The following is a 25,424-nucleotide window of genomic DNA, read 5'->3' on the forward strand; positions in this document are numbered from 1 at the left end:
GAATCACTTTACATCTTTTAGAAGTTCCTGCACTGCAACTTCCAGCTGCTGATCAATTCCTTTATCTATTTTACCTGGCATATTTTTCACCTCAAACTGAGGCTTAGTCTCGTTATTTTCTAACCATTCTCCAGCTTTGTTTTTCGCAGAAATTGGTACAGCTCCCCATCTCACTCCATTTGGCAAACCTTCCCAACCCGCAAAAGAACAGGTCCCCGGAGTTGGCATACCTACTGTTTTACCGATATTCAAATCTGTGTAACCACAAGCAAAACAATGCCCATCGGAATAATTTGCTTCATTAAACATGGCAAGAGTTGGTTTGGTCCATCTGGCAGTAGGCTCATAGCCTACAACTTTTGCTTCAGTAGCGTAGGTTAAAAACTTCTCACCGGTGAAAAACATTGCCAAATCAGCTACCAAGTCCCCTCCTCCGTTAAAGCGAGTATCAACAATCACAGCTTCCTTATCGTGGTATTTTCCGAGCATTTCATCATAAACGTTTCTGTATGGACCATCGCTCATACCTGGAATATGAACATACCCAAGTTTGCCATCACTCAATCGCTCTACCTCAGCCTGATTCTTTTTTACCCATCTTTTATAAAGTAGTCTTCCTTCCTCACCTAGCGAGATCGGCTTGATGGTCCATTGCTTTTTTGTCCCAGTTTTAGGTTCCAATACCTCAATCAAGGTGAACTTATTTGCCTTTCGATTTAATAATTTGGCATGGTCAAAATCCAAAGTAAGTAATTCTCCGTCAATACTTTCTATGATCATTCCAGGCTCTATTTCTATACCTGATTTATCCAGAGGTCCTTCTGCAATCACTTCAGCTATTTTGATTCCATTGCCTTCATATTTATAGTCTATAAATACTCCTAATGAGGCTGTCGCATCTGCTAAGTCAATGGATCTGGAATAACGCGCACCCGCATGAGATACATTCAACTCACCGATCATCTCAGAAAGTAATTCTGCAAATTCATATTCATTGCCAATATGTGGAATGTACTTTTCATAATTAACCCGAGCGGCTTCCCAATCCACACCATGCATATCCGGGGTATAGAATATTCCCTTTGTTCTAAGCCAAACATGATCAAATAAGTGAGCTCTCTCCGCATCTTTGTCATAAGTCATTTCCCCGGAGATTTTGATTGACTCTCGTTTCATTGTTTCCGGATTAATTTTGGAAATGGATCCATTGGACATCAAAAAGAGATTTTTCTGATCTTTATCCCACATTAAGCTAGCAGAATTTGCATCTAAAGCGATTTCCTGCTTGGTCTCTTTTGTTCGTAGGTTTGTACTCCAAAGATTCATCCCTTTCTCAAATGAGGTAAGGTAGAAAAGCTTTTCCCCATCTTTTGACAATACTGCATCTCCCAAATCTGAAGAATGAATTGTCAATCTTGCCTTTCTGTCTTCTATTCCATCAAAGTCAAATTTTAGCGGCTTTACTTCTTTTTCAGCTTCTTTCTTGGTCTTATCTTTCTCTGTTTCATCTTCTTTTTTCTTCGACTTTTCAATCTCTTTCATCAAGTCAAAATCTTCTTTCGAAAGGCGAAACTTATCCCAGCTTTCCTGATCAAAAAACAGCGTATAAACATCGTTTTGATTTTGTCCGCTTGTCGCATAGCTTCTCAATCCATCTCTATTGGAAAACCATAACATCTGTTTTCCTCCATTCACCCACTTAGCCTCATCGTCTCCGTAGCCGCTTTTTGTCAGATTACGCATAGGCTCTTTGCCAGCTGCATCCAATAAAACGACTTCTGAGTTTACCATAGTCGGTCTAAAAGAAGCTAGCAGCCATTTACTATCAGGACTCCAGGTGAAATATTGATCTCCATCTCTCATGTGAAATAATTCATCTTCATCTAAGAGAGTCACTTCGGCATTCGATGCCAAATCACGGACTTTCAATACTCTTCTATTTTCCACGAAAGCTATTTTCTTACCATCAGGTGAAAACTTTGGCAAATAGGCATCGGTTGCTACACTCACTAATGGCTCTTCTTTAATCAAAGTAGAAGCGAAGAAAAAAGGCTCATCAGCTCTTACTATTTTACTTTGGAAGATCTGCCACTTCCCTCCTCTTTCACTTGAATAAACAACGGATTTTCTATCCGGAGCAAACTCTACAAATCTTTCCTGCTCTGGCGTATTTGTAATCCTCTTAGTCATTGCACCGTCAACCGAAGTCACGAATACTTCTCCTCTTGCGATAAATGCAATCTCTTTTCCATCAGGAGATATAGCCATTTCCCTTACTCCTCCATTGATCGATATGTAATTATCAGCATTACTGATCGATTGAGTTTGAAGATTGACTTGAAGCTTTTGAGGTTGTGCACCTTTGTTTAAAGTGTAAAGCTCACCATCATAGCTAAATGACATCAAGCCTTCATTGGAAATAGACAAAAAACGAACTGGGTAAGTTTTTAGATCCGTAAGAGCTGTGGTCGAAGTCGGATTGGCAATACTCATGGCATAGACATTGAAATTGCCATTCGTTTCACTGAGGTAATAGATTTCTGATTCATCAGGAGAAAAAACTGGGTTTCTATCCTCTCCATAAAAACTGGTAAGCATCTTATGGGAGTTTGTTTTAGCATCATAAAGCCAGATGTCTCTTGCTACTCCTGATTGATGATGCTTCCTCCACTCGTTTTCACCACCTTTTTTATCATGGTAAATCATCTTATCTCCAGCCTTATTGGACTGAACATATTCAGCTGGAATCGTCCAAACCTGATCTACTCGACCACCTTTTTTAGGAACTTCATAAAGCTCTGGCTGAGATCCCGTAGGATATTGACGATGTTCTGCCTGATCCAGTCTTGTTGTTCCAAAGATTATTTTTTCATTATCTGAGGAAAACTCAAACGGCTGTTCGTCATTCGAATGGTAAGTCAAGCGTGATGCTGGACCTCCCGAAGCGCTCATTATGAAAATGTCAAAATTCCCATAACGATCAGATGCAAAAGCAATTTGGCTTCCATCCTTGCTCCAAACAGGTTTGTAATCGTGTGCCTCATGGAAAGTAATCTGCTTTGCATCCCCTCCTTTACTAGGTACAAGATAAAGATCCCCTTTATATGTGAAAACGATCTGAGAACCGTCAGGAGAAATTGCCGGATAGCGCATCCATTGAGGAGCTACCTGGGCTATACTTATGTTGACGTAAAAAAAGGCCAAACAGGCCATCAATAAATATTTTTTCAAATTCATATTTAATCAGTTTGACGCTAAAATAAGAGAATTTTCAATCCCAACTTACTATCTTTTTTATGGGAAATGTTTTTAAGGATATATGCGGAAATTCAGAAAGCTCCATTTATTCCTTTAATCCTTCGGCTGACCAAGCTATATTTGCGGCTTGAAAAAAAATCAAACACCCATGAATTCATTTATAGAAGAACTTCGCTGGAGAGGAATGCTTCAGGACATGACTCCTGATATTGAGGAACATCTTAGTAAAGGAATGGCCTCGGCTTATTTAGGCTTTGATCCTACAGCAGACTCGCTTCATATTGGTCACCTAGTGGGTGTAATGACACTATTACATTTCCAAAGATCAGGACATAAGCCATTTGCCTTAGTTGGAGGTGCTACGGGGATGATTGGTGATCCTTCCTTCAAGTCAGATGAACGAAATCTACTCAATAAAAGCACCTTAGATCATAACGTGAATTGCCTTCAGGCACAGCTTTCAAAATTCCTGGACTTTTCGGGAAAAGCAGAAAATAAAGCTGAGCTGGTAAATAACTACGACTGGATTTCAAAATTTAGTTTTTTAGAATTTATCCGTGACGTTGGAAAGCACATCACAGTAAACTACATGATGTCGAAAGATTCTGTAAAAAGAAGACTTGAGGATGGAAATGGTTTGTCTTTTACCGAGTTTTCTTACCAGCTGATCCAAGGCTACGATTTCTATCATTTATGGAAAAATGAAAATTGTACCGTTCAACTTGGAGGTTCGGATCAGTGGGGGAATATCGTGACAGGTACTGAGCTCATCCGAAGAATGGGTGGTGGAAGTGCTTATGCATTGACTGTCCCATTGATCACCAAAGCAGATGGGACTAAATTTGGTAAAACCGAAAGTGGATCGGTTTGGCTGGACCCGGAGAAAACTTCACCTTATGCCTTTTATCAGTTTTGGCTGAATGTATCCGATGAAGACGCATCTAAATACATCCGGATTTTTACCGTTTTGGATCAAAAAACGATTGAAGCTTTGGAAGTTGAACATGCCGAAGCTCCGCACCTAAGAATCTTGCAAAAAGAAATCGGGAAGCAACTCACTAAAATGGTCCATGGGGAAGCTGAGTTTGAGATGGCTTTAAAAGCCTCTGAAATACTTTTCGGAAAATCCTCAACAGAAGATCTTGCTGCTTTAGATGAGCGAACTTTCCTGCAGGTTTTTGAAGGTGTACCTCAGGTCCAAATTTCAAAATCTGAACTTGATCAGCTCACCTCGATCCTTGACCTTTTTGGCGAGGTAACTCAAGGAGTTGTTTTTGCCTCAAAGGGCGAAGCTCGAAAAATGATTCAGGGTGGTGGAGTCAGCATCAATAAGGAAAAGCTAAATGATCCAAACGAAGCTCCTTCCTTTCATTTGCTGCAAGACAAATATCTATTGGTACAAAAAGGAAAGAAAAACTACTTTATCATAGAAATAAAGTAAGATTTTGATGCTCAAGATCTAAGTGCTTTGAATTAAATTCAAAGCACTTTTTTTGAAAATTGACGGTATTTAAACAACATTAAACCGAACTTTTTGACCCAGGTTTAATAACTTTGTTCTCAACTTTTAGAAAAATCAAAATTCAATGGCAGGCGAAAAGAATAAAGAAAAAGTTATTTTAGATTCAGCGGTTGCTTTATTTACGAGTAAAGGATTTCAGTCAACCCGGATGGAGGATGTGGCAAAAAATGCTGGAATCAGTAAAGGGCTTACTTACTTTTATTATAAGAATAAAGAAGACTTGTTCATGGCTTTAACCAAGAAAGCTTTTGATCAGTTCAAGGACGAATTTAGAGACGTCTACAGAAGCAAAGGAAAAACTGGTTTGGAAATGCTATCTGACCTTTTGATTAGAATCACTGCTTTTGCCAAAAAAAACCAGGTTTACTACGATTCCATTCTCAATTTTCTGGACTTAGTTAAGAAATATAACAATCCGGAAACCCGAGCACTCATTAACCCATTGATTTTAGAAAGCAGTCACTTTCAGAAGCTTTTAGAAATCCATCATGACCCAGCCAAAATCGGAATCATGATCGTGAGCCAGGGTCAAAAAGATGGGAGTATCAGGCCTGAATTACAGCCGGAAATAACATTTTACACCGTTTGGAGCATGATCATTGGCTATGAAAAAATGTTGGGACCAATCGAATATGAAGGAAAAGACATGAAAGTTCATCCTGAAAATTGGGAACCTGGATTTCTCAGATTAATGAACGAAATGCTGAAAGGTACCATTCAAGCCACAAAGCCAGTAACTGTTCAGGGAAGCTTATTCTAATCGCAAGTTTATATTCCACCGTTATTCCTGAGTATTTTATAATCCAAGCCAATTTGAGGTGGCTTGGATGAGATCATAAATAGGCGATTCCGCTAGACAGTTACCACATTTTTGAAAGGTGAAAATGCAATCCACATAATCCGTGAACATGTGGAACAATAAGCCAATTCCAATGATTTTGAATGGTTTTGGTAGAAAGAGAAAAATCACATAAACCACCATCGCATAACTCGTATGAAGCGGGTGAAACTGTATACTGCATCGGTTTGCTTGAAAAATAGGAGTCGAGAAAAGATGATCTAAATCAACGAGCATAGTAGCCAGGAGAATCAAATAGACCTTTTTCCATTCTTTTCTAAAGAATAAAAATGCAATAAAAAAAGGAAATCCTAAATGCAAAAAGTAATGTACAATTGCCTGCATATGGGATTTCCTTTTTTTTGACTAATTGGATCTAACTCTAATAGCCTTCAAATCAATGAACCTCACCCATCATTTTTCGGATGATTGGCTTGAGTAAAAAGAGTAGCGCAGCAGATCCAAGAACAGTGTAAACGATCAACATATATTGATCTGGCATCTGAGCTAAAGCTTCTTCAGATCCACCACTTGCCTCGCCCGCAATCAATCCTGCAATCAAATTACCTAAAGCAACAGACAAGAACCAGATTCCCATCATTTGTCCACCATAACTTTTCGGAGCAAGCTTGGTAACCAAAGACAATCCCACTGGCGATAAACTTAACTCCCCAAAGGTATGGAGCATATAAGTCATGATTAGCCAAGTTGGTGCGGCCAAGTCACCTGAAGCGGCAATTTTAGCAGCAAAATACATTACCAAAAAGCCCATCCCCAACGCAAATAATCCGAAAGCAAACTTCAAAGGAGAACTAGGCTCCATATTTCTTCGCCCTAGCCAAACCCACATAGCACCGAAAATCGGAGCAAAAATGATGATAAACATGGAGTTGATAGATTGAAAATATCCAGTAGGAATTTCCCATCCAAAAACGGTACGATCGGTAAATCGCTCTGCAAAAAGATTTAAAGTAGAACCCGCTTGCTCAAAACCAGACCAAAACATGGCAGAAAACAGGAAAAGGATTGCTATTACCCCAACCTTATTTCGATCACCTTTATCCAATCCTCCAAAAGCAATAACATAACCAAGATAGCCAAAAGCCACCACTGCTATGATTGTACCTGAAGCCCCCGCAATAGCAGAAACATCGATGGGAATTATTCCGGTAAAAAGAACAGCGATTATTGCAATCAATGCTCCAATCACATAGGTGGTTCCTTTTTTAAGCTTATTAAAACTGATTTTTTCCTCTGGAGTCTCAACTATTGGTTGATCGCCTAAACCATCCAATGCTTGGCTGGTAAGTTTATACTGAATTAAGCCTATCACCATTCCCAATCCAGCTACACCAAAACCAAGGTGCCAATCGTAAGTAGCTAAAGTGCTACAAACTATGGGAGCGATCAGAGCTCCCAAATTGATACCCATATAAAAAATTGAAAAACCAGCATCACGCTTCGAACTTCCAGCCGGGTACAATTGGCCTACGATTGAACTGATGTTTGGCTTCAAAAGGCCGGTTCCAAACACAATTAAAACCAAACCCAAGAAAAACGAATTTGTATCAAATGCCGAAAGTGCTACTTTTTCCACCTCAGCAGTACCGAACAAGTTAACCAGACCAGGAAGAGCCATTGTAAAGTGCCCCAAAGCAATGATAATTCCTCCATACCAAACTGATTTCTTCAGACCAAAAAGCCGATCAGCGAGCCATCCACCGGGTAAAGCTAATAAATACACTCCCATGGTATAAAGACCATAGATAGCACCTGAGGTTTTATCATCAAATCCCAATCCACCATCTATTACTGCGGTGGTCATAAAAAGGATAAGTAAAGCCCGCATTCCATAATAGCTGAATCTTTCCCACATTTCTGTGAAAAATAGGGTCATCAGACCTTTGGGATGACCGAAAACAGTTGGCCCTGCGAATTCTGAATTGAGTTGTTTTTCCAAGGATAGTTTTATTTGGGTGAAATCAATTTTACAATGATAATCTATTTTCCTACTTGTTTCCAAAGTTAACCCGGAGGAAATATCCTTTTGAAACAAAATTTTCTGATGTTTGAAATAAGCTTTTACTAGAGATTCCAAGACATTGATACTTGCCACAGAATTTTCATTGGTTTTTCTTTCGTAATCGATTGAAAAGCTAAAAAATGCAGTTTTTTGATAAGTATTTTACAGAAATGATTATTTTTGTGAAGACAATTTTCAGTTTGTAAAACCCAAATATTATGCAGGAACAAGTTCTGGAAACCCAGATCGATCCCCTGTCTTTTCTAGACTTGAAGACAAGCGGAAAAGTACACTACAACCTTCCTCCTGCCGCCTTAGTAGAACATGCTTTGGCCAGGAAGGAAGGTTTTCTTACTTCCACCGGCGCCTTGATGGCAGACACAGGCAAGTTCACAGGAAGATCTCCAAAGGATCGCTACATCGTCTTGGATGAAAAAACCAAAGACGCTGTTTGGTGGGGAGATATCAATATTCCTTTCGACTCGGATAAATTCGATGCTCTTTTGGAAAAAATGAAAGTCTTCCTTCAAGACCGGGATTTATTTATCCGGGATGCGTATGCAGGAGCGGATCCAAATCACCGTTTAAATCTTAAGATAGTCAATACCTGGGCATGGCATAATCTCTTTTGCAACAACATGTTTTTAAGACCATCCAACCAAGAATTGGAAAACTTTGAACATGACTTTACTATTATCTGCGCCCCCGGTTTTGAAGCGAATCCTGAAACTGACGGAACTAAAAACCCAAATTTCGCCATCTTAAATCTTTCCAAAAGAATGATTCTAATTGGTGGTACCGGTTATGCTGGTGAGATGAAAAAGGGGATATTTTCTGTTCTCAATTTCCTACTTCCACATGAAAAACAAGTGCTTTCAATGCATTGCTCTGCAAATGTGGGGAAAGATCAGGATACTGCGATCTTTTTTGGACTTTCAGGAACTGGTAAAACCACCCTATCTGCAGACCCAAATCGAAGCTTGATTGGTGATGATGAACATGGATGGACAGAATCGGGAATTTTCAATTTCGAAGGTGGCTGCTACGCAAAAGTAATTGACTTAACCCGTGAAAAAGAACCTGAGATTTGGGATGCCATTCGTTTTGGTGCGATCGTAGAGAATACCAGATTCAAGCCAGATTCTCGAGATGTTGATTTTGAAAATAAATCAGTCACTGAGAACACCCGAACTGCCTACCCAATTGATTTTATTCCAAACGCCCTTAACCCCTCCATTTCAGGAATTCCACAGAATATTTTCTTTTTGACTGCGGATGCATTTGGAGTGATCCCCCCCATTTCCAAACTTAATAAAAGCCAGGCGATGTACCATTTCATTTCAGGATATACCGCCAAAGTTGCCGGAACCGAAATGGGAATCACTGAGCCGAAACTTACCTTCTCAGCTTGTTTTGGTGCTGCGTTCTTACCTTTACACCCCACTGAATATGCAACACTATTTGGGGAGAAAATGGAGAAACACGAAACTAATGTTTGGCTAATCAATACTGGATGGACTGGTGGTGCTTATGGAACAGGATCAAGAATGAAACTCTCCTACACCAGAGCTATGATCACCGCAGCACTCGAAGGAAAACTTGATAAAGTAGAATATAAGAGTCACCCAATCTTTGGGTTCCAAGTACCACAAACTTGTCCAAATGTCCCTTCCGAAGTATTAAACCCAAGAAATACTTGGGCAAATACTGAGGATTATGATAGACAGGCAACGGTGCTTGCGAAAGCTTTCCGTGATAACTTCAAGAGATTCGAAGATTTTGCAACAGCAGATATTTTGGAAGGATCACCGCTAGGTTAAAACCTATTTGAAATGAAAAAAATCCCACAATTTGAACTGTGGGATTTTTTTTTGAATGATGTTTAGATTTTAAATTTCTCGTAAAAATCGATCTATTTATTGAAATATTACTATATAAGTTTAATGACTATGCTTTATTCAAATATTTAAAAAAAAGAAGTAAACAAAATTCGCTTTAGGTACTTCGCTTTAAAACTCTATTTTTGCAATTCTAAATCGAAAAAGAAATAAACATTCTAACAAGATATTACAACTCATGAAAACAGCAGAGATCAAAACAGCCAAAGGAACTATGAAAGTAGATTTTTATGAAAAAGATGCTCCAAACACTGTTAAAAATTTTGTGGATTTAGCGAATAAAGGCTTCTATGATGGTCTGACCTTTCACAGGGTTATTCCAAACTTCGTAATTCAAGGTGGCTGCCCTATTGGAAATGGTGCAGGTGGACCTGGATATAAAATTGATTGCGAATTGACAGGAGAAAATCAATATCATGATCGTGGTGTATTATCCATGGCTCATGCAGGAAGAAATACCGGAGGATCTCAGTTTTTCATTTGTCATAGCCGCGACAATACCGCTCATTTAGACCGGAACCATACTTGCTTCGGTAAAGTAGTTGAAGGTCTAGAGGTAATCGATGCGATCAAAGCTGGAGATGTAATTGAAAAGATCACGATCTCAGAATCCTAAAATCAAAAGGCTAAGAACCAAAAGGCTCCAATATTTCAATATTGGAGCCTTTTTTTATTTGAGTTCTTTCAAAATTTTTAAAACCGATGAATGAATTTTCGGTGCAGTTTCCGGGCCAAGGGAATTGATTTCTCCGTATGGCCTGTTTTTATTCTTGTAGGTGAAAGGAGGCTCAACATCCCATTGACTTTTTGGAATGATATAACCAACCATATCATTTGACATCCCTGCAAAAAACTTAAACTGACCAGGTATTTGGGTTTGAAGGGCAGGAACTTCCAAAGGCTGGATTCCAAAATCACCTCCTGCGGGACTTTCTATGCCCCCATGCAAGATCTCAGGATAAAGCTCTCCAGGTACATGCACAAAAGTAGCAGGACCGAGTTTCCATGCAGAAACTTCCGATCGAATATGTTTCCATTTGGTAAACCCCCGATCAAAAATCCCCAGATAAGCAGCCAGATGAAATAGCTTATTATCCATTTTCAATTCGATAGTCTCAGCTCTGACGGCTAAATTGGATTTCCCCACCTCCAGGTAAGAGCTATCACGAAGTGTCTCCAAGGTAACTTTGGCCAAAGCCCGACCCTGAGCGATTATTTTTTCCGGATTTTGTTTTTGAAATTTTTCTTTTGAAAAAGGATCTATCACTTCCATCGATGGATGTGTGGTCATCAATCCACCAATTGCACCATTTAGGAAAATTGCCACTCCTCCTACTCCTTCCACAAAAACACTATCCTTTTCCACAATTCCATTTTCCACAATTTCCCTCCAGTGATGTGCAAAATCTGAGCTTACCTCAATATTTTCTAACCAAAGTGTCTCAGGATGATTTCCCCAGTTCATGATCGTACCAAGTGTCTCATTGGTTTCGGCATCCAACACTTGCATTAACTTCAGACCTGCATCTAATACTTGTGGATCTCGGGTATCTCCTACCAATGGTTTCAACTTTTCCTGCTCTTCTGAAAATCGAAATACCGCCTTTCTTTTATTTTCTGAAGCTTGACTAACTGCTTTTTGAATCCCTTTTTGGACTTGATAAAGGTAAGCCGGATCAACTCCTCTTTCATATTGGGAAGCTCCCCACATCCCCATCAAGTCTGGGGAAGAATGTACATGGGTACTCGTGATGATCACATAATCCAACTCCGGATTTGTTTCCTGAATCAATTTGCGGCTGGCAATCACCTCATCATTTCCAAACCCGATCATATCAATTACTACCAAAGCTATTTGCACATCACCTGCATCCAAGACCATTGCTCTTGCCCAAAGCGGATCTAGAACTGCTTGAGCAGCTCTTCCAGTATGAAAACCTGCCAACCATACTCCGTCAAACTTCCCGTTACCATTCGCATCAGAATAGGTATCTCCATCTTCCGAATTATATCTGGCATCGCCATTGGCATCGATCCAAGTTTCAGGAATTTCCGGACTGATTTCTACTTTTGAAAAACCTGAAAGAATATCATTCTGGCTGGATTGAAGATTTAGATCGATCCAATAACCTTTGTGGCGATCCCTGAATTGATACAGTGAAAAAAGCCAAGCTGCTAAAACCAGAATTGCAATTAGGCTGAAAAGAAATAGAAGGATTTTCTTCATTGGGTTTAAGGAATAAATGAGGAAGAAATTCAAATTAATGGAAATATTCCCAAACTCTAAAAACCTCTAATATTGAAGCTGCTATAAATTTCTTGGAATGGTTCTTGTCTAAATGGTTGAACAATTTCTCAACTATGACTAAATCCATTTTATTCATCAGTATCATTCTAATTTCGGCTTTTTCAGAAGCCGATGCCCAGCGATACGGAACAACATTAGGTATTCGGATGGGGAATAATCAAATCAGCAGAACTTTTGGTATTTCTGCTCAACAACGAATTGCTGATCATGCTAGTTTGGAGGCGATTCTTCAATCTGATTTTAACCTCAACAGTACCTTTTCGATTTTAGCTAAAAAACATCACCCAATTATTTCTAAGCGCTTCAATTACTACTATGGCGCCGGTCTTTCACTGGGTAAAGAAGAGAGTTTTGTGAAAAATGAAAGTGATCAAACCATAATTAGAACCTATGGAAATAATACCACCGGAGTCGATTTGATTGGGGGAATAGAAATGACTCTTTTAAATACAGTCATATCCCTGGACTACAAACCAAATGTGAATTTGGTAGGAAGATCTGAGTTTTATCGTGGGCAAATAGGCTTATCCGCACGCATGGTTTTGGTCAAAAGTAAAGAACAAAAAAAGAATCAACGTCAGCGTCAAAGGGCTAGAAATAAGCAAAACAGACCTAGCTTTAACGAAAAACTGAATGGTATCTTTAAAAAATAAACTTAGGAATTAATGCTTTTAAGGTAAGCTTTTTCATGTAAATCAGCACGCTTGACCACCGATTGATACCATTTCATTCGGAGCGTATTTTTTTCACCTTCTGATAAAAAATAGTTTTCTAGCTCCGCTTGCTTGGCCTTATTTGTCAATTCATAAAGAAATATTGAGGCGGAAACCGAGATGTTAAAGCTCTCTGTAAACCCCATCATTGGAATATGCACAAGTCCATCCGCCTGATCCTTTACTTCTTGACTGATTCCTTCATGCTCATTACCAAAGACCAATGCTATTTTCTCCGAAGGATCCAAGTCATGAATACTCATTGATCCAGGAGCGGGGCTAGTACCATAAATCTTATATCCATTTGACTTCAGCTTTCCGAAGCAATCCAAAACGGGAGAATCCTCCTCTGAATAATATTTGTAAAGATCTATCCAATGTGAAGCCCCACGGGTCACATAGGGGTTAATTTTATACTGATTGCTTCGCTCTATGACATGTACATCCTGAAGACCGAAACAATCACAGGTACGAAGAACAGCACTGGCATTATGTGGCTTATAGATATCCTCCAAGACAACTGTAAAATGTCTGGTTCGCTGCGCTAAAACGGACTCAATAATAGACTTTCTACTTTCTGAAAGATAAGTTTTCAAGTAATCCAAAAATCCTTGATCGTAATGCTCCATTCGTTTAAAACGAAGAATCAGGACTAATTAAAACAGTCCCAACTGCTCCTCATCATCTTTTTTAAGTGATAAATCTATTGTAGTCCCGACATCCAATTGGTCATCTGACTCATCTTCAACAGCTTCTTTTAAAATAATTATTATCCCAAAGGATTGAATAAATCCTTTGGGATAAACTACTCAATACCAAATTCAGTATTGTATTTTAAATACCTTAAGATAAATTCCTGTTTGAATTTTTCATATAACAAACTATCCTCAAGGGCATCGAAATATGAAAGATTAAAATTGATCCGATTAAGTTGAATAGTTTCTTGTGAACCGCTCAGGAATAAAGTTGAATCATTTTTTTTATTAACTCTCCACTTTCGTTGAGAAGTTTTATCGTAGCTGTAGAAAATCAAAGAATCTCCTTCAAGTACGTATGTATATGGGATTGGTCCAAGGTACCCAATGAGATTATCCCATTCATTCTCATTTACATATGCCTCAGAGTAAGTTGAATCACTTTGAATATACCACCAATTCCCAATGACTAAATTTGAAGATGTCTTTTCAGAACACCCTACAAAAAGAAGGATTGTAATAGCAATATAAAAAGGTGATTTCATGGTTCTTAATTACAAAAAAACTCTAGTTTTATATTGTTTAAATTAAATCAAAATCAGTCATTATCTCCATTAAACAGAGCGAACTAGGGAAACAATTTAAAACAGTCCCAACTGCTCCTCATCATCTTTTTTAGGTGATAAATCTATTGTAGTCCCGACATCCAATTGGTCATCTGACTCATCTTCAACAGCCTCTTCTTCAGAGTCATCGGATTTTTTATCAGACTTTTTCGGTGCTATTAGAGACACTTCCTTTACTTGGTAGGTACTCAACTTATTCCCCAAAGCTTTCCAACCTTTGACATCGATTAACATGTCTAGATCAAAGTCCACCTGTTCTTCTTCTTTTCCTTTGATCAGAATAGCCGAAACCTGAGGTTGTTTTTCGCTAGAAATCAATTTCAAGTAAGACTGTTTATGATCTGAGATGAAATTGAATTTCTTATTTAGAGTAGTGGTTTCGATCTGGAATCTCTTGATGTAATAGGTTTTACTAGCGCCATCAAAATATACTGCAGAAAGGACTTTATCCTGATCAAACTTTTCGATCAAAACCACATCATCCGCCTGATATCGATTCGTTAATTCAAAACTAGTCAGTTCGTAATCTCCGCTCTTGTAGCAGACCAGAATTTTGTCTTCACCCAAGAAGTTTCCAATCAATTTACCACGCTCATCAGTATTCAATCTACCGACTGTAGGATCATAGTATATATTCAGACCACCCAAAGTGGAAACGCCTTCCATTTTGAGTTGGATCTTCCGAACAGGATGACGGGTAAGAATATTTCCACCTGCTCCCCTGCCTTTGATCTCAATCGAGGCAAAATCAAAATCAAAAACCTTTACTCGGGCTTTGGCTCCTTGAGTTAAAAATATGGTTACGATTTCCGCTTCTCCATTAGCATTGGCAGTCAGATAAAGTGTCTTCGAGCCCTTAGTACCTTTGGTCAAGTTATACTCCTTGTCTCGGGTTACTGCCAATACCTGAAAACGCTTTACCATGGCTCGACCGGTGATTCCGTCCAGATAAATGTAATTGTAAACCATTCGTTCATCTCCTTTCCGGAAGACGGCTACATGGAGAATATCCTTGCCCATGAAATTCTTCTCCTGAATCTTGGACACCATGCAGATCCCATCTTTTCGAATGACGATAATGTCATCCAAATCAGAACAATCACATACAAACTCGTCTTTTTTCAATCCATACCCAACAAACCCATCTGCACGGTTGACATAGAGTTTAGCATTATTTGCAGCCACTACATTGGCTTGGATGGTATCAAATGTCCGGATTTCTGTCTTTCGCTCTCTGCCTTTTCCGTATTTTTCAAGAAGGTTTTGGTAGTAGTTGATCGAGTACTCTGTTAAGTTTCGGAGGTTATGGTTCACTTCCTTCAGTTCTTCCTGAAGTCGCCTCATCAACTCATCAGCTTTAAAAGCATCGAATTTCGAAATACGTTTGATTTTGATTTCGGTCAGTCGAATCAAATCATCCTGAACTATTTCCCGGTAAAAATCAGGCTTATAAGGCTCTAAGCCTTTGTCAATTGCCTCCAAAACTGCATCCCAAGTCGTACATTCCTCAATATCCCGGTAAATACGATTTTCGATAAAGATTTTTTCCAAGGAAGAGAAAAGCAATTTTTCAAGTAATTCCGCTTTTCTGATTTCCAATTCTCGCTTTAGGAGCGCCTTAGTCTGTTTAGTATTGTATTCTAATATGTCGTTGACTGTAAGGAAAACAGGAGAATCCTTGATGATCACACAGGCATTTGGAGAAATCGACACCTCGCAATCGGTGAAAGCATAGAGCGCATCAATCGTCACATCGGGTGAAACTCCAGGTGCCAACTGAATAGCGATCTCAACATCTTTAGCTGTATTGTCTACAACTTTTTTGATTTTGATTTTCCCTTTGTCATTTGCTTTAAGGATGGAATCAATCAAAGAATCCGTGGTCGTACCATAAGGAATCTCCTTGATAAGCAACGTTTTACTATCTTCCTCTTCGATTCGAGCTCTGAGCTTGACCTTTCCTCCTCTGAGGCCTTCATTATATTCTGAAAAATCCGCCAGACCTCCTGTAATAAAATCAGGAAGAACATTCGTTTTGTTTCCCTTTAAAATTTCAATTGACCCTTCGATCAATTCGATAAAGTTGTGTGGAAGGATTTTGGTGGAAAGACCTACGGCTATTCCCTCTACTCCTTGTGCCAATAAAAGTGGGAATTTAACCGGCAAAGTGACCGGCTCACGCTTTCTACCATCATAAGATAGCTGCCATTCGGTAGTCTGAGCGTTGAAAACAACTTCAAGTGCAAATTTTGAAAGTCTGGCTTCAATGTATCGAGCTGCCGCAGCCCGATCACCTGTTCGCACATCACCCCAGTTACCTTGGGTTTCTATCAATAATTCCTTTTGACCAATATTTACGATCGCATCTCCAATTGAGGCGTCTCCGTGCGGATGATACTGCATGGATTGCCCAATGATGTTGGCGACTTTGTTAAATCTACCATCATCCATTTCCTTCATTGCATGGAGAATTCTTCGCTGAACCGGCTTCAAACCATCTTCGATGGCAGGAACCGCCCGCTCTAGAATTACATAAGACGCATAATCCAAAAACCAATCTTTGTACATCCCAGTGACTGGAACAGAGGTATGAAGGGTCTCTTCCGGATTTACTGGCTTTTCTTGTTCTTCACTCATGTATTAAAATTCGATTTTAGTCTAATCAAGCAAGTTGATCTTCACTCGATTTACCTTAGTGTATTTTGATTCTTGGTAGATTTTTTTTCTAAGCTGCCTCGTTTTCCTCTTCTACTTCTTTGGTTTTTGGATCTTCCAAAGCAAGGTCTTTTTCTACCTTCAGATTTTTGATAATGAATGTTTGTCTATCGGGTGTGTTTTTCCCCATATAGAAATTCAAAAGATCAGGAATCTTGGTCTCTTTATTCAAAATAATTGGTTCCAGACGAATGTCCTCACCGATAAAGGTCCCAAATTCTTCTGGTGAAATCTCTCCCAAACCTTTGAATCGAGTGATTTCAGGCTTGTTACCAAGTTTATGAATAGCACGCTGACGTTCTTCATCGGAATAGCAATAAATCGTCTCTTTCTTATTTCTAACCCGGAAAAGTGGCGTGTCCAGTATAAACAAATGACCGTTTTTCACCAAGTCAGGAAAGAACTGAAGGAAATAAGTCATTATCAGCAAACGAATGTGCATGCCATCGACATCGGCATCAGTAGCTATCACAATCTTTCGATAACGAAGATTTTCAATTCCATCTTCAATATTTAAGGCATGCTGAAGCAAGTTGAATTCCTCATTCTCATAAACCACTTTTTTGGTCATCCCAAAGCAGTTCAATGGCTTACCTCGAAGAGAAAATACCGCTTGAGTTTGCACATCCCGTGATTTAGTAATGGAGCCGGATGCTGAGTCACCTTCAGTCAAAAACAACATGGTATTGTTTTTTGCATCTTCGTTGGCTTTCGGATCATCGTAGTGCACTCTACAATCACGAAGCTTCTTGTTGTGAAGATTTGCTTTTTTTGCCCGCTCGTTTGCAAGCTTCTTGATTCCGGATATTTCCTTTCGCTCCCTTTCTGATTGCAAAATCCGCTTCAAAAGCGCATCAGCTACCGCCGGGTTTTTGTGGAGATAGTTATCCAGTTCCGTCTTCACAAAATCATTGACAAAGGTTCTCAATGTCGGCCCATCAGGTCCAACTGATTGGGAACCCAATTTGGTTTTGGTCTGAGATTCAAAAACTGGCTCCTGAACTCGCACTGCAATCGCAGCTACAACACTTTGTCTGATATCTGAGGAATCGTAATCCTTCTTATAGAATTCTCGGATCGTCTTTACGATCGCTTCTCGAAATGCTGCCAGGTGTGTTCCACCTTGCGTAGTATATTGACCATTCACAAAGGAATAATATTCCTCTCCATATTGACCAGAGTGTGTGATTGCCAGTTCGATATCATTTCCTTTCAGGTGAATAATCGGATATCGAATCGCTTCTTCATCCACTTTATTAGAAAGAAGATCATAAAGACCTTTGTCCGAAAAATACTTTTTACCGTTGTAATTGATTGTCAGACCCGCATTCAAATAGGCATAATTCCAAATCTGATTTTCGAGATACTCTGGAATGAAGTGGTAATTTTTGAAAATACTACCATCTGGAGAAAACACGATTTTTGTACCATTTCGATCAGAGGATTTATCTATTTTCTGATCATTTGTCAAAATCCCCTTTTCAAATTCCGCAACTTTCGTCTCTCCATCACGGAAAGATTGGACTTTGAAGAAATCTGAAAGCGCATTTACGGCTTTGGTACCTACTCCGTTTAGACCAACTGATTTTTGAAATGCTCCTGAATCGTATTTACCTCCAGTATTTATTTTAGATACACAGTCAATAACTTTTCCTAGTGGTATACCACGTCCATAATCTCTGACTTCTACCTTTTGATCAGTGATTTTAACCTCTATGGTCCGACCAAATCCCATCATATGTTCATCGATCGAGTTGTCAAGGATTTCTTTCACCATCACATAGATACCGTCATCCTGTGCGCTTCCATCTCCGAGTTTCCCGATATACATTCCGGGTCTGAGTCTGATATGCTCTCTCCAGTCCAGGGACTTGATACTATCTTCGTTATATTTTCCTATTTCTGCCATTTACTTATTTGTGTCTACTTAGGAATTATATTGAATCTGTCTGAATTTACCAGCAAAAATCGCGAATAGTCCTATTACCCAAAGGACTAAAAGTGAAGGAATCAGATAGAAAAAGAAATTGAATTCACTTGCTGCGATTTCATTTTGGTTATTGATCGAATGGGTATAAAAAACCATCATGATTAGGCTAAGATTTAAAATTCCTCCAAAAGAATAAAACCATCCCAGGTAATAATCCCGAAATATGTCCCCTACCGGGAATATCTTTGTAAGACCTTTGTGAATTTTGGTCTCTACTAATTTTGGTGGAATCATTACAACCAAATTCGAAACCACAAAAATCGAAATCATGACATAGAAGAAATTGCTTTTAGGAATCCGGTCCACAATAGACCCCGCTTCATCCATTCCATACCCAATCGACTCAGGCATTGCGGAATAGAAATAAAGCAAGAGGAAAACAAAGCCAAAGAGGGTTAGGAAATAGAACGCTTTTCCAAATCGATATAACATATTCTAGGGAGATTGAAGGTGCTAATATAACCGATTTCACGAAACAGAATCCCTTTAATGGTTGTTCCCTTTATGATTATATTTGACAATTACTTTCTGAAAAATCCCCAAATAAATGAAAATCAAGGCTATTTGAAGTATTCTTGGTTTTGCTTTACTCAAAAAATACAGATCGCTCCGAATTAAGTCGATGTTTGATTTCACCAAACAGAGATTCCCAAAATTTCACAAACCTTACTTTCTATGAATAATTCCATTGGTTACCTGTTTTCCATTCTTCTCCTTTTATTTTTCAGTGCTTGCAGCAGCAAGTTGGACACAGGGAACATAAATATCGAAAATTGGAAATCTGACCGATACGGTTGCAAGGGACTGAGAATGCAGGATCTTGAAGAGTTGGAGCGAATCAAAAACTCCTTCTTAGGTGCTGACAATCAAGAACTTATTAAAACATTTGGAAGACCAGATCGGGTAGAACTTGTGGATAAAAGCCAAAGCTTTTTCTTTTATTTTCTAGAACCAAGTGATAAATGCGATGGTATAGAAATAGAAAAAGAACCTCTAAGGGTTCTTTTTCGAATGAATGCGATTAGTAAGGTTTCTGAAGTAAATATTACAACCCTGAACCCATAAAACAGAGCGCAGCAGCACCTAAAGTACCTGCATTATTTTCCAGCGTAGCTTTCTTGAGCTTCAGATCCTTCACATAATATGCGGTCAGATATTGCTTGATTGTATGCTCCATTGTTGGCATCATAAATTCTAAACCTGCAGAAATCCCACCTCCAAAATAAACTGTGTTGGTATCCAAAATCCTGATAGTTGACACGATAGCCTCTCCAAGAATTCTTCCCACTTCCTCAAAAACCATCAAGGAAACTGGGTTGCCTGCTTTTGCAGTATCAACCAATAAATGGGTGCCGGGTTCTGCTCCAATCAAAGAACCTGCCTTCTCAGGATAGGCCGCAACCATTCTTGCCATGATCGTTAATATTCCTTTTCTACCTATCAGTGTCTCCAAACCTGATGTTCCTTGAGCAAGCATATGTCCCATTTCCATGGCATTGCCTCTCGAACCTTTGAACACCTGACCATCAAGTAGCAAGGCACTTCCTATTCCAGTACCCATGGTGATGAAAATGAAATTTTCTTCTGGATTGTCTTTACCATAGTAAAACTCTCCCATTGCGGCAGCAGCGGCATCATTCTCCAGGAAAAATTCATGTTCGGGATACGCAGCTTCTAATCCGCCTTTCAGATTAAATCCATTCAAAGTTGGAATGGCAGGAATTTCCAGGGTTGTGGTTCTGTCCTTGGAAATCAAACCTGGAAGACCAATTCCTACTTTTTGTACCGTTGGATATTTTTCGAGATACTTTTTTAGACCTTTGATAAAGCAAGGGCCAAAGCCATGTTCATCGTCTCTATAGGGAGTCGTATCCTCCTTTTGAAAGTCTAAAATTTCTCCTTTTTTATCGACCAATCCGATCTTCAAATGGGTGCCTCCCACATCCACACCAAGAAAGTGCGTGTCCTGATTATGCATTGTTTTCTCCATAGGTTTGAGTTTCAAAAAAGCAAAAGATTCAGATTACTTCCTATAATTCTCCCCAATCTGCTCGAAAATTTTGAAAACTGCAGGACAAACGAGTGTATTTTTCAAAGAAAGCTCCAAAATCCCCTGCATATTCTTCCGATTAGTATGTGGATACTCTCTGCAAGCTTTGGGACGATCTTCGTAGACAAGACACTTATTGTCATCTCCTAAAAATGGACATGGGGAAAAATTCAATACATAATCTCCCTCTTCATCCCGGTGCAAATATTCGTCAATGAAATTGCTGCTCTTCATCCGAAATACTTTAGCCAATCGGTCTATATCTGTATTCAAAAAAATCGGACTGGTGGTTTTACAACAATTCGCACAATCCAAGCAATCTAACTCCGAAAAGACTTTCTCATGCAAGTTTTCAAATTGCGAGTCCAACTCTTTGGATTTTACTTTTCGAAGTCGTTGGCGCAATTTTTTGTTGGCTGGAAAAGCAGACTTACTCTCTTTAGAAAAAGCAACTAAATCAACTTCCATTTCAACTTGCAGCATTCAGTGAAATCCCATCAGGCAAAATCTGAATTTTTCGAGCTCTATACAATTGCCCAATGCATTGCTTGAAATGTTTCTTACTCATACCAAGCATCGATTGAATCTCCTCAGGAGTAGATTTATCATGCAGCGGTAAAAAACCTTTCTCTTCTAAAATGGCAAGAATATTTTCAGAACCCTCATCGTACTTCTCTCTTCCGGGAGCCAAAAGCTGAAGATCCAACTTTCCATCGTCCCGTCTCTTTTTGATGAATACAGAGCGCTTTTCTCCAATCTGAATAGGTTGAAAAACTTCATTTTTAAAAAGTAAACCTTCAAATTCATTTTCAACCAAGACTTTATAACCCAAATCAGTTTCTTCGAAAATCAACCCTGTCACCTCCATTCCCTCAGAAAATTCGATTGGCGCATCAAAGATAAAATCACGGTATTTGTTTACTCCGATCAGTCGATTCGTTCGGTGATCTACACAGATTTTTACCAGGTATTTTTCTCCGGGAATCATATTCTTACCCATTTCAGCTTTGGGCACAAGCAAATCCTTTGGCAATCCCCAGTCCATAAAAGCCCCAAAAGAGGTTACTTCTTTGGCCTCCAAAACCGCAAAATCATCTAAAAAAGCCAAAGGCATTTGAGTTACCGCCACTGGTCTGTCCTCCGAATCTGTATAAACAAAAACCTCCTTGAGATCACCCTCTTTTTCTTCGCCTGTCAGATAGCCTTTTGGAAGTAGCACTTCTTCTCCTGAACTCAAGGCAAGGTAGGCGCCGAAGTCAGTAAATCGATTAATAGATAAAGTAGAGATGATTCCAAGTTCTTTCATAGCTCAAAGGTAGCCAATAAATAATTTTATAAAGGGAAGTTTTGCGACAAACAAAGTCGGGAATGCAAGGGTTAAAAATTGGAATTGGAGCCTTTCAAGAGTAGCTTTGAGGCATAATTTAATTCGAATAAACCCAAATTTTCTAGTTTTTACTCTTAATCACCTACTTATGAAAAATATCTCAGTTATCGGTTCAGGTACGATGGGAAACGGTATCGCTCACGTTTTTGCGCAGCATGGACATCCTGTCTCTCTAATAGATATAAGTCAAGATGCACTAGACCGGGCCTTAACCACGATCGCTAAGAACATGGATCGTCAGGTAGGAAAAGGAATAATAACAGAAGAAGAAAAAAATCAGTCGCTTGCTCGAATTTCTACTTTCACGGACATCGCTGAGGGAGTAAAATCCGCAGATCTGGTAGTGGAAGCTGCTACAGAAAACATGAATATCAAGCTGGATCTTTTTCGAAAAATAGATGAGTTCAGTCCTTCCTCAGCCATCTTGGCAACGAATACTTCCTCGATTTCGATCACCAAAATCGCAGCGGTCACCAAAAGACCAAACCAAGTGATTGGCATGCACTTTATGAATCCTGTGCCAGTGATGAAGCTGGTAGAAGTTATCCGCGGTTATTCCACTTCTGATGAAGTGACAGCTGAAATAATGACGCTTTCTCAAAATCTGGGAAAAGAACCTGTTGAGGTAAATGATTATCCTGGTTTCGTAGCAAACCGAATCCTAATGCCGATGATCAATGAGGCAATTTATACGCTATTTGAAGGAGTGGCCGGAGTAAGTGAAATAGATACCGTGATGAAACTAGGAATGGCACATCCAATGGGACCACTTCAATTAGCTGATTTCATAGGATTGGATGTTTGTCTTTCAATTTTGAAAGTGCTTCACGATGGTTTTGGAAATCCAAAATATGCACCATGCCCTTTGTTAGTGAATATGGTAGAAGCTGGATTTAAAGGAGTGAAAACTGGAGAAGGATTTTATCAATACACCAAGGGCAGCAAGGACATCGTAGTAGCGCCAAGATTCACCAAATAATTACTCTTAAATGCATCTCGCAGTATCCGGAAATATAGGGAGTGGTAAAACCACGCTCACAGAAAAACTCGCAAAGCACTACGGTTGGAAAGCTGAATTTGAAGCTGTAGATAACAACCCATACCTCGCTGATTTCTATGAAGATATGCAGCGTTGGGCTTTTCATCTTCAAGTGTATTTCCTCAACTCTCGTTTCAACCAACTTAAGAAAATCCAAGAAAGTAGTGCCTCCACTATTCAGGACCGGACCATTTATGAGGACGCTTATATTTTCGCAGCGAATCTGTATAAAAGTAAGCTTTTGACTGAGCGGGATTATTGGAACTACAAGGAGTTGTTCGATAGCATGATCTCACATGTAAAGGCACCTGATCTATTGATATACCTTAAGGCCGACATCCCAAAGCTTGTTGGCCAAATCGAAAAGCGAGGAAGAAGCTATGAGACTACCATGCGAATTGATTACCTCAAGCACTTAAATGAGCACTACGAAGAATGGATTGCAAATTATAAAGAAGGTAAACTTCTAATCATCGATGTCAATCAACTTGATTTCGTCGAGCGCTCGGAGGATTTTTCTTTCATCGTAGAAAAGATCGAGCGGGAGATGTTTGGGCTTTTTGCATAAAATTTTTATCAGCTGTCTAACTTACGCATCAACCAGTTGAAAATCATCACTTGTTGTTCTTCCTTAGGATTGACCAGCAACTGATCTAACCGCTTCAGAGAACCTCCAGTCATTAAAGTTTCATAAGGATAAAGTCTAAAGATTTTATAGCCATGAATCCTTGACTGGAGGTCCATTTGGGCATCATTATAGGCCGTAAGCTTCCAGCCTGGACTTCCGTTTTGAGTAAAATCGGCAGGCTCAGAAGGTGTCCCAAAGCTACTTTTTGCAAAGGGCGAACCTTTCCAGATTCGCTCTTGCAACCCTGCCTTCAGACATTCCTTTTCGAAAGTTCTGCAAACTCGTTTAACTCCTTCTGTAAATTGGAAATTGAAATCAGAATATAAATCTGATCGTAGGCTGATTAAGCGATATCGGTTAAAATGTAATTCATCATCCCAAATGATCAAATTTCTTTTGATTTTGAAATCGAATTTTAGCTTTTGCAACAAAGGCAATTCCCCTTGTCCACCTAAATCTTCATAGATTTCTGCTAGCCAAGTTTTGCCTTTTGTATCTAAAAAAGATGGATTGACCTCCAACTCAAACTCTGGCTCATAATCAACTCCCCTTTCCCTAAGGATCAGGTCAAGCTGCCGAGTCATCAAATTATCCATGGTTTAAGTATTTTCTCTCAGGATATCCCAGGTATGATCAGCTAGTAATTTTATTTCCGCGATAAACTCTGCCCAATCTTTTTTCCTTCCCCACTCTTCTGGAGCGATCATGCTCAAAAAATCTGTTCCATCTGACTTTTGATACAAAAAATAGGTATGATTGATCAGCGGCTCGAAAGAAATAGATGCACCATAAATACGTTCAGAAACCTCCACACGAGACTGGATTTTCTTTGCCTGATCAGCTAGCAATTGCATCTGCTGATAGATTTGGGACATCTGCATATCAGTCTGACTATGCATGGCCGCCACTGCTCTACCTGTGATCTTCCCTTTGTCCTCAGGTTTGATAATCGCACTTCCCGAATGATGCGCATAAGGCAGCATACCTGGGTTATCAGTGGTTTTATCTTTCATTCGCTCCAAATCGAGCTTATCTACATCAATTTTTTTACCTGTCATGATTATTTTTCACCTTCACCTGTGCTAATTCTTTCCTTCAGATTCCCCTTGGAACCCGGAAACGTCGTCCTTTGGGAAATATCATACCCGATCCAACACATGATTAACATGAAAATCACAAAAAGGATAAGAAAAATCTTTTTATTTTTCTGCATGAAGATTTTGGTTCAATTGTAACTTTTACAAAATTACGTATTCCGGGGAAAGGATTGGATATATTGATCCGATAATGTATCCCCTAGGATAGAAAATGATACTTTTTGAAAAATGTTTTAATTTTATCCAAAAGCTACTCTCTATTTTTACCAAGTTTTAAGTTTTATGTATCAACTCATCAGTGAGCAGTCTATTTATCAATACTTTGGAGACGATGATCCAGATTTGATTAAATCCATGATCCAGATTATTTTGACTTCAAATATTCATGATCTGAAGGAACTTACTCAATTCTATGAATCAAATGATTTTGTGACAATCAAAAAGCGAATCCATAAGGCTAAACCTAGCATGAGTTACATTGGAGCGCAAAGCACAAGGAAACTAATCGAAAAGATTGAAGAAAACGTGGAAGATTCATTAGACCTCAATGCACAACTTCAATCTAACCTTTCCAAAATCGAAGAGGAACTTCATGACTTCCTCAAATCCGTTTAACTAATTTTCAAATAATCCCTTT

General features: G+C 39.1%; 23 protein-coding genes. 9 read left to right on the forward strand and 14 right to left on the reverse strand.

The genetic code is table 11. From position 1 onward, the window contains the following. Positions 1 to 3 precede the first annotated feature (3 nt). Complete coding sequence (locus BVC88_RS12755) at positions 4 to 3,237, reverse strand: S41 family peptidase (protein WP_075351085.1); 3,234 nt, start codon at positions 3,235 to 3,237, stop codon at positions 4 to 6. 169 nt (positions 3,238 to 3,406) lie between these two features. Here BVC88_RS12755 and tyrS point away from each other — a divergent pair, with 169 nt between their 5' ends. Next, a complete protein-coding gene (gene tyrS / locus BVC88_RS12760) occupies positions 3,407 to 4,699 on the forward strand; it encodes a tyrosine--tRNA ligase (protein WP_075351219.1) in 1,293 nt (430 codons plus the stop codon). Positions 4,700 to 4,844: 145 nt separating this feature from the next. After that, positions 4,845 to 5,540: a TetR/AcrR family transcriptional regulator gene (locus tag BVC88_RS12765; RefSeq protein ID WP_075351086.1), complete on the forward strand. Its 696-nt coding sequence runs from the start codon at positions 4,845 to 4,847 to the stop codon at positions 5,538 to 5,540. 36 nt (positions 5,541 to 5,576) lie between these two features. On the opposite strand, the gene BVC88_RS12770 is transcribed toward BVC88_RS12765, so the two are convergent. Then, on the reverse strand, positions 5,577 to 5,963 hold the full coding sequence (locus BVC88_RS12770) for a DUF6122 family protein (protein WP_075351087.1): 387 nt from the start codon (positions 5,961 to 5,963) through the stop codon (positions 5,577 to 5,579). Positions 5,964 to 6,015: 52 nt separating this feature from the next. Next, positions 6,016 to 7,515: a peptide MFS transporter gene (locus BVC88_RS12775; protein WP_245803645.1), complete on the reverse strand. Its 1,500-nt coding sequence runs from the start codon at positions 7,513 to 7,515 to the stop codon at positions 6,016 to 6,018. Positions 7,516 to 7,859: 344 nt separating this feature from the next. Here BVC88_RS12775 and pckA point away from each other — a divergent pair, with 344 nt between their 5' ends. Both pckA and BVC88_RS12785 read left to right on the forward strand, forming a co-directional pair. Further along, on the forward strand, positions 7,860 to 9,461 hold the full coding sequence (pckA, locus tag BVC88_RS12780; protein ID WP_075351088.1) for a phosphoenolpyruvate carboxykinase (ATP): 1,602 nt from the start codon (positions 7,860 to 7,862) through the stop codon (positions 9,459 to 9,461). 256 nt (positions 9,462 to 9,717) lie between these two features. Continuing rightward, on the forward strand, positions 9,718 to 10,155 hold the full coding sequence (locus BVC88_RS12785) for a peptidylprolyl isomerase (RefSeq protein WP_075351089.1): 438 nt from the start codon (positions 9,718 to 9,720) through the stop codon (positions 10,153 to 10,155). Positions 10,156 to 10,209: 54 nt separating this feature from the next. Here the strand turns inward: BVC88_RS12785 and BVC88_RS12790 are convergent, their stop codons facing one another. Then, positions 10,210 to 11,766, reverse strand: coding sequence for a hypothetical protein (locus BVC88_RS12790; RefSeq protein WP_075351090.1), 1,557 nt, complete (start codon positions 11,764 to 11,766; stop codon positions 10,210 to 10,212). Between the two features lie 134 nt (positions 11,767 to 11,900). On the opposite strand from BVC88_RS12790, the gene BVC88_RS12795 reads away from it, so the two are divergent. Further along, entirely contained in the window at positions 11,901 to 12,500 is a 600-nt protein-coding gene (locus BVC88_RS12795) for a hypothetical protein (protein WP_075351091.1), read from the forward strand. 2 nt (positions 12,501 to 12,502) lie between these two features. Here the strand turns inward: BVC88_RS12795 and BVC88_RS12800 are convergent, their stop codons facing one another. The 5 genes from BVC88_RS12800 to BVC88_RS12820 all read right to left on the reverse strand — a co-directional run bounded on the left by BVC88_RS12800 (position 12,503) and on the right by BVC88_RS12820 (position 19,018). After that, positions 12,503 to 13,189 carry a TrmH family RNA methyltransferase gene (locus BVC88_RS12800; RefSeq protein ID WP_075351092.1) on the reverse strand — a complete coding sequence of 229 codons (687 nt, stop codon included), beginning with the start codon at positions 13,187 to 13,189 and terminating at the stop codon, positions 12,503 to 12,505. Between the two features lie 176 nt (positions 13,190 to 13,365). After that, the gene (locus BVC88_RS12805; protein ID WP_075351093.1) at positions 13,366 to 13,800 is read right to left on the reverse strand and encodes a hypothetical protein; all 435 of its coding nucleotides are present in this window, start codon (positions 13,798 to 13,800) and stop codon (positions 13,366 to 13,368) included. Between the two features lie 96 nt (positions 13,801 to 13,896). Next, complete coding sequence (locus BVC88_RS12810) at positions 13,897 to 16,518, reverse strand: DNA gyrase/topoisomerase IV subunit A (protein WP_075351094.1); 2,622 nt, start codon at positions 16,516 to 16,518, stop codon at positions 13,897 to 13,899. Between the two features lie 88 nt (positions 16,519 to 16,606). Beyond that, the gene (locus BVC88_RS12815; protein ID WP_075351095.1) at positions 16,607 to 18,505 is read right to left on the reverse strand and encodes a DNA topoisomerase IV subunit B; all 1,899 of its coding nucleotides are present in this window, start codon (positions 18,503 to 18,505) and stop codon (positions 16,607 to 16,609) included. A gap of 18 nt (positions 18,506 to 18,523) precedes the next feature. Continuing rightward, positions 18,524 to 19,018: a DNA topoisomerase IV gene (locus BVC88_RS12820; RefSeq protein ID WP_075351096.1), complete on the reverse strand. Its 495-nt coding sequence runs from the start codon at positions 19,016 to 19,018 to the stop codon at positions 18,524 to 18,526. 243 nt (positions 19,019 to 19,261) lie between these two features. Between BVC88_RS12820 and BVC88_RS12825 the strand changes: the two genes are divergently transcribed. Further along, complete coding sequence (locus BVC88_RS12825; RefSeq protein WP_075351097.1) at positions 19,262 to 19,651, forward strand: hypothetical protein; 390 nt, start codon at positions 19,262 to 19,264, stop codon at positions 19,649 to 19,651. Here the strand turns inward: BVC88_RS12825 and BVC88_RS12830 are convergent. From BVC88_RS12830 to BVC88_RS12840, 3 genes are read right to left on the reverse strand one after another with little or no spacing between them, the layout of a single operon-like run. Continuing rightward, on the reverse strand, positions 19,632 to 20,564 hold the full coding sequence (locus BVC88_RS12830) for an ROK family protein (RefSeq protein ID WP_075351221.1): 933 nt from the start codon (positions 20,562 to 20,564) through the stop codon (positions 19,632 to 19,634). The two genes, BVC88_RS12825 and BVC88_RS12830, sit on opposite strands and share 20 nt — an antisense overlap. 45 nt (positions 20,565 to 20,609) lie before the next feature. After that, complete coding sequence (locus tag BVC88_RS12835; RefSeq protein ID WP_075351222.1) at positions 20,610 to 21,104, reverse strand: YkgJ family cysteine cluster protein; 495 nt, start codon at positions 21,102 to 21,104, stop codon at positions 20,610 to 20,612. Position 21,105: 1 nt separating this feature from the next. Further along, positions 21,106 to 21,942 carry a CvfB family protein gene (locus BVC88_RS12840; protein WP_075351098.1) on the reverse strand — a complete coding sequence of 279 codons (837 nt, stop codon included), beginning with the start codon at positions 21,940 to 21,942 and terminating at the stop codon, positions 21,106 to 21,108. A gap of 169 nt (positions 21,943 to 22,111) precedes the next feature. Here BVC88_RS12840 and BVC88_RS12845 point away from each other — a divergent pair, with 169 nt between their 5' ends. Continuing rightward, positions 22,112 to 23,002 carry a 3-hydroxyacyl-CoA dehydrogenase family protein gene (locus tag BVC88_RS12845; RefSeq protein ID WP_075351099.1) on the forward strand — a complete coding sequence of 297 codons (891 nt, stop codon included), beginning with the start codon at positions 22,112 to 22,114 and terminating at the stop codon, positions 23,000 to 23,002. A 10-nt stretch (positions 23,003 to 23,012) separates the two neighbouring features. After that, the gene (locus BVC88_RS12850; RefSeq protein WP_075351100.1) at positions 23,013 to 23,630 is read left to right on the forward strand and encodes a deoxynucleoside kinase; all 618 of its coding nucleotides are present in this window, start codon (positions 23,013 to 23,015) and stop codon (positions 23,628 to 23,630) included. An 8-nt stretch (positions 23,631 to 23,638) separates the two neighbouring features. On the opposite strand, the gene BVC88_RS12855 is transcribed toward BVC88_RS12850, so the two are convergent. Then, positions 23,639 to 24,286, reverse strand: coding sequence for a DUF7255 family protein (locus BVC88_RS12855; RefSeq protein ID WP_075351101.1), 648 nt, complete (start codon positions 24,284 to 24,286; stop codon positions 23,639 to 23,641). A gap of 3 nt (positions 24,287 to 24,289) precedes the next feature. Further along, positions 24,290 to 24,748: a DUF2452 domain-containing protein gene (locus BVC88_RS12860; protein WP_075351102.1), complete on the reverse strand. Its 459-nt coding sequence runs from the start codon at positions 24,746 to 24,748 to the stop codon at positions 24,290 to 24,292. Between the two features lie 321 nt (positions 24,749 to 25,069). On the opposite strand from BVC88_RS12860, the gene BVC88_RS12865 reads away from it, so the two are divergent. Next, entirely contained in the window at positions 25,070 to 25,402 is a 333-nt protein-coding gene (locus tag BVC88_RS12865; RefSeq protein ID WP_075351103.1) for an Hpt domain-containing protein, read from the forward strand. Positions 25,403 to 25,424 lie beyond the last annotated feature (22 nt).

This window comes from Algoriphagus marinus (genome assembly GCF_001936475.1).
GTDB classification, from domain to species: Bacteria; Bacteroidota; Bacteroidia; order Cytophagales; family Cyclobacteriaceae; genus Algoriphagus; species Algoriphagus marinus.

Excerpts from the sequence above, each read along its gene's own strand:
- BVC88_RS12800 (WP_075351092.1), bottom strand. The coding sequence starts at position 13,189 with ATGGAGCATTACGATCAAGGATTTTTGGATTACTTGAAAACTTATCTT.
- BVC88_RS12765 (WP_075351086.1), top strand. The coding sequence starts at position 4,845 with ATGGCAGGCGAAAAGAATAAAGAAAAAGTTATTTTAGATTCAGCGGTT.
- BVC88_RS12865 (WP_075351103.1), top strand. The coding sequence starts at position 25,070 with ATGTATCAACTCATCAGTGAGCAGTCTATTTATCAATACTTTGGAGAC.
- BVC88_RS12785 (WP_075351089.1), top strand. The coding sequence starts at position 9,718 with ATGAAAACAGCAGAGATCAAAACAGCCAAAGGAACTATGAAAGTAGAT.
- BVC88_RS12820 (WP_075351096.1), bottom strand. The coding sequence starts at position 19,018 with ATGTTATATCGATTTGGAAAAGCGTTCTATTTCCTAACCCTCTTTGGC.
- BVC88_RS12835 (WP_075351222.1), bottom strand. The coding sequence starts at position 21,104 with ATGGAAGTTGATTTAGTTGCTTTTTCTAAAGAGAGTAAGTCTGCTTTT.
- BVC88_RS12830 (WP_075351221.1), bottom strand. The coding sequence starts at position 20,564 with ATGCATAATCAGGACACGCACTTTCTTGGTGTGGATGTGGGAGGCACC.
- BVC88_RS12770 (WP_075351087.1), bottom strand. The coding sequence starts at position 5,963 with ATGCAGGCAATTGTACATTACTTTTTGCATTTAGGATTTCCTTTTTTT.
- BVC88_RS12850 (WP_075351100.1), top strand. The coding sequence starts at position 23,013 with ATGCATCTCGCAGTATCCGGAAATATAGGGAGTGGTAAAACCACGCTC.
- BVC88_RS12810 (WP_075351094.1), bottom strand. The coding sequence starts at position 16,518 with ATGAGTGAAGAACAAGAAAAGCCAGTAAATCCGGAAGAGACCCTTCAT.
- BVC88_RS12860 (WP_075351102.1), bottom strand. The coding sequence starts at position 24,748 with ATGACAGGTAAAAAAATTGATGTAGATAAGCTCGATTTGGAGCGAATG.
- BVC88_RS12845 (WP_075351099.1), top strand. The coding sequence starts at position 22,112 with ATGAAAAATATCTCAGTTATCGGTTCAGGTACGATGGGAAACGGTATC.
- BVC88_RS12775 (WP_245803645.1), bottom strand. The coding sequence starts at position 7,515 with ATGACCCTATTTTTCACAGAAATGTGGGAAAGATTCAGCTATTATGGA.
- BVC88_RS12840 (WP_075351098.1), bottom strand. The coding sequence starts at position 21,942 with ATGAAAGAACTTGGAATCATCTCTACTTTATCTATTAATCGATTTACT.
- BVC88_RS12825 (WP_075351097.1), top strand. The coding sequence starts at position 19,262 with ATGAATAATTCCATTGGTTACCTGTTTTCCATTCTTCTCCTTTTATTT.
- BVC88_RS12805 (WP_075351093.1), bottom strand. The coding sequence starts at position 13,800 with ATGAAATCACCTTTTTATATTGCTATTACAATCCTTCTTTTTGTAGGG.
- BVC88_RS12795 (WP_075351091.1), top strand. The coding sequence starts at position 11,901 with ATGACTAAATCCATTTTATTCATCAGTATCATTCTAATTTCGGCTTTT.
- pckA (WP_075351088.1), top strand. The coding sequence starts at position 7,860 with ATGCAGGAACAAGTTCTGGAAACCCAGATCGATCCCCTGTCTTTTCTA.
- BVC88_RS12790 (WP_075351090.1), bottom strand. The coding sequence starts at position 11,766 with ATGAAGAAAATCCTTCTATTTCTTTTCAGCCTAATTGCAATTCTGGTT.
- tyrS (WP_075351219.1), top strand. The coding sequence starts at position 3,407 with ATGAATTCATTTATAGAAGAACTTCGCTGGAGAGGAATGCTTCAGGAC.
- BVC88_RS12855 (WP_075351101.1), bottom strand. The coding sequence starts at position 24,286 with ATGGATAATTTGATGACTCGGCAGCTTGACCTGATCCTTAGGGAAAGG.
- BVC88_RS12815 (WP_075351095.1), bottom strand. The coding sequence starts at position 18,505 with ATGGCAGAAATAGGAAAATATAACGAAGATAGTATCAAGTCCCTGGAC.
- BVC88_RS12755 (WP_075351085.1), bottom strand. The coding sequence starts at position 3,237 with ATGAATTTGAAAAAATATTTATTGATGGCCTGTTTGGCCTTTTTTTAC.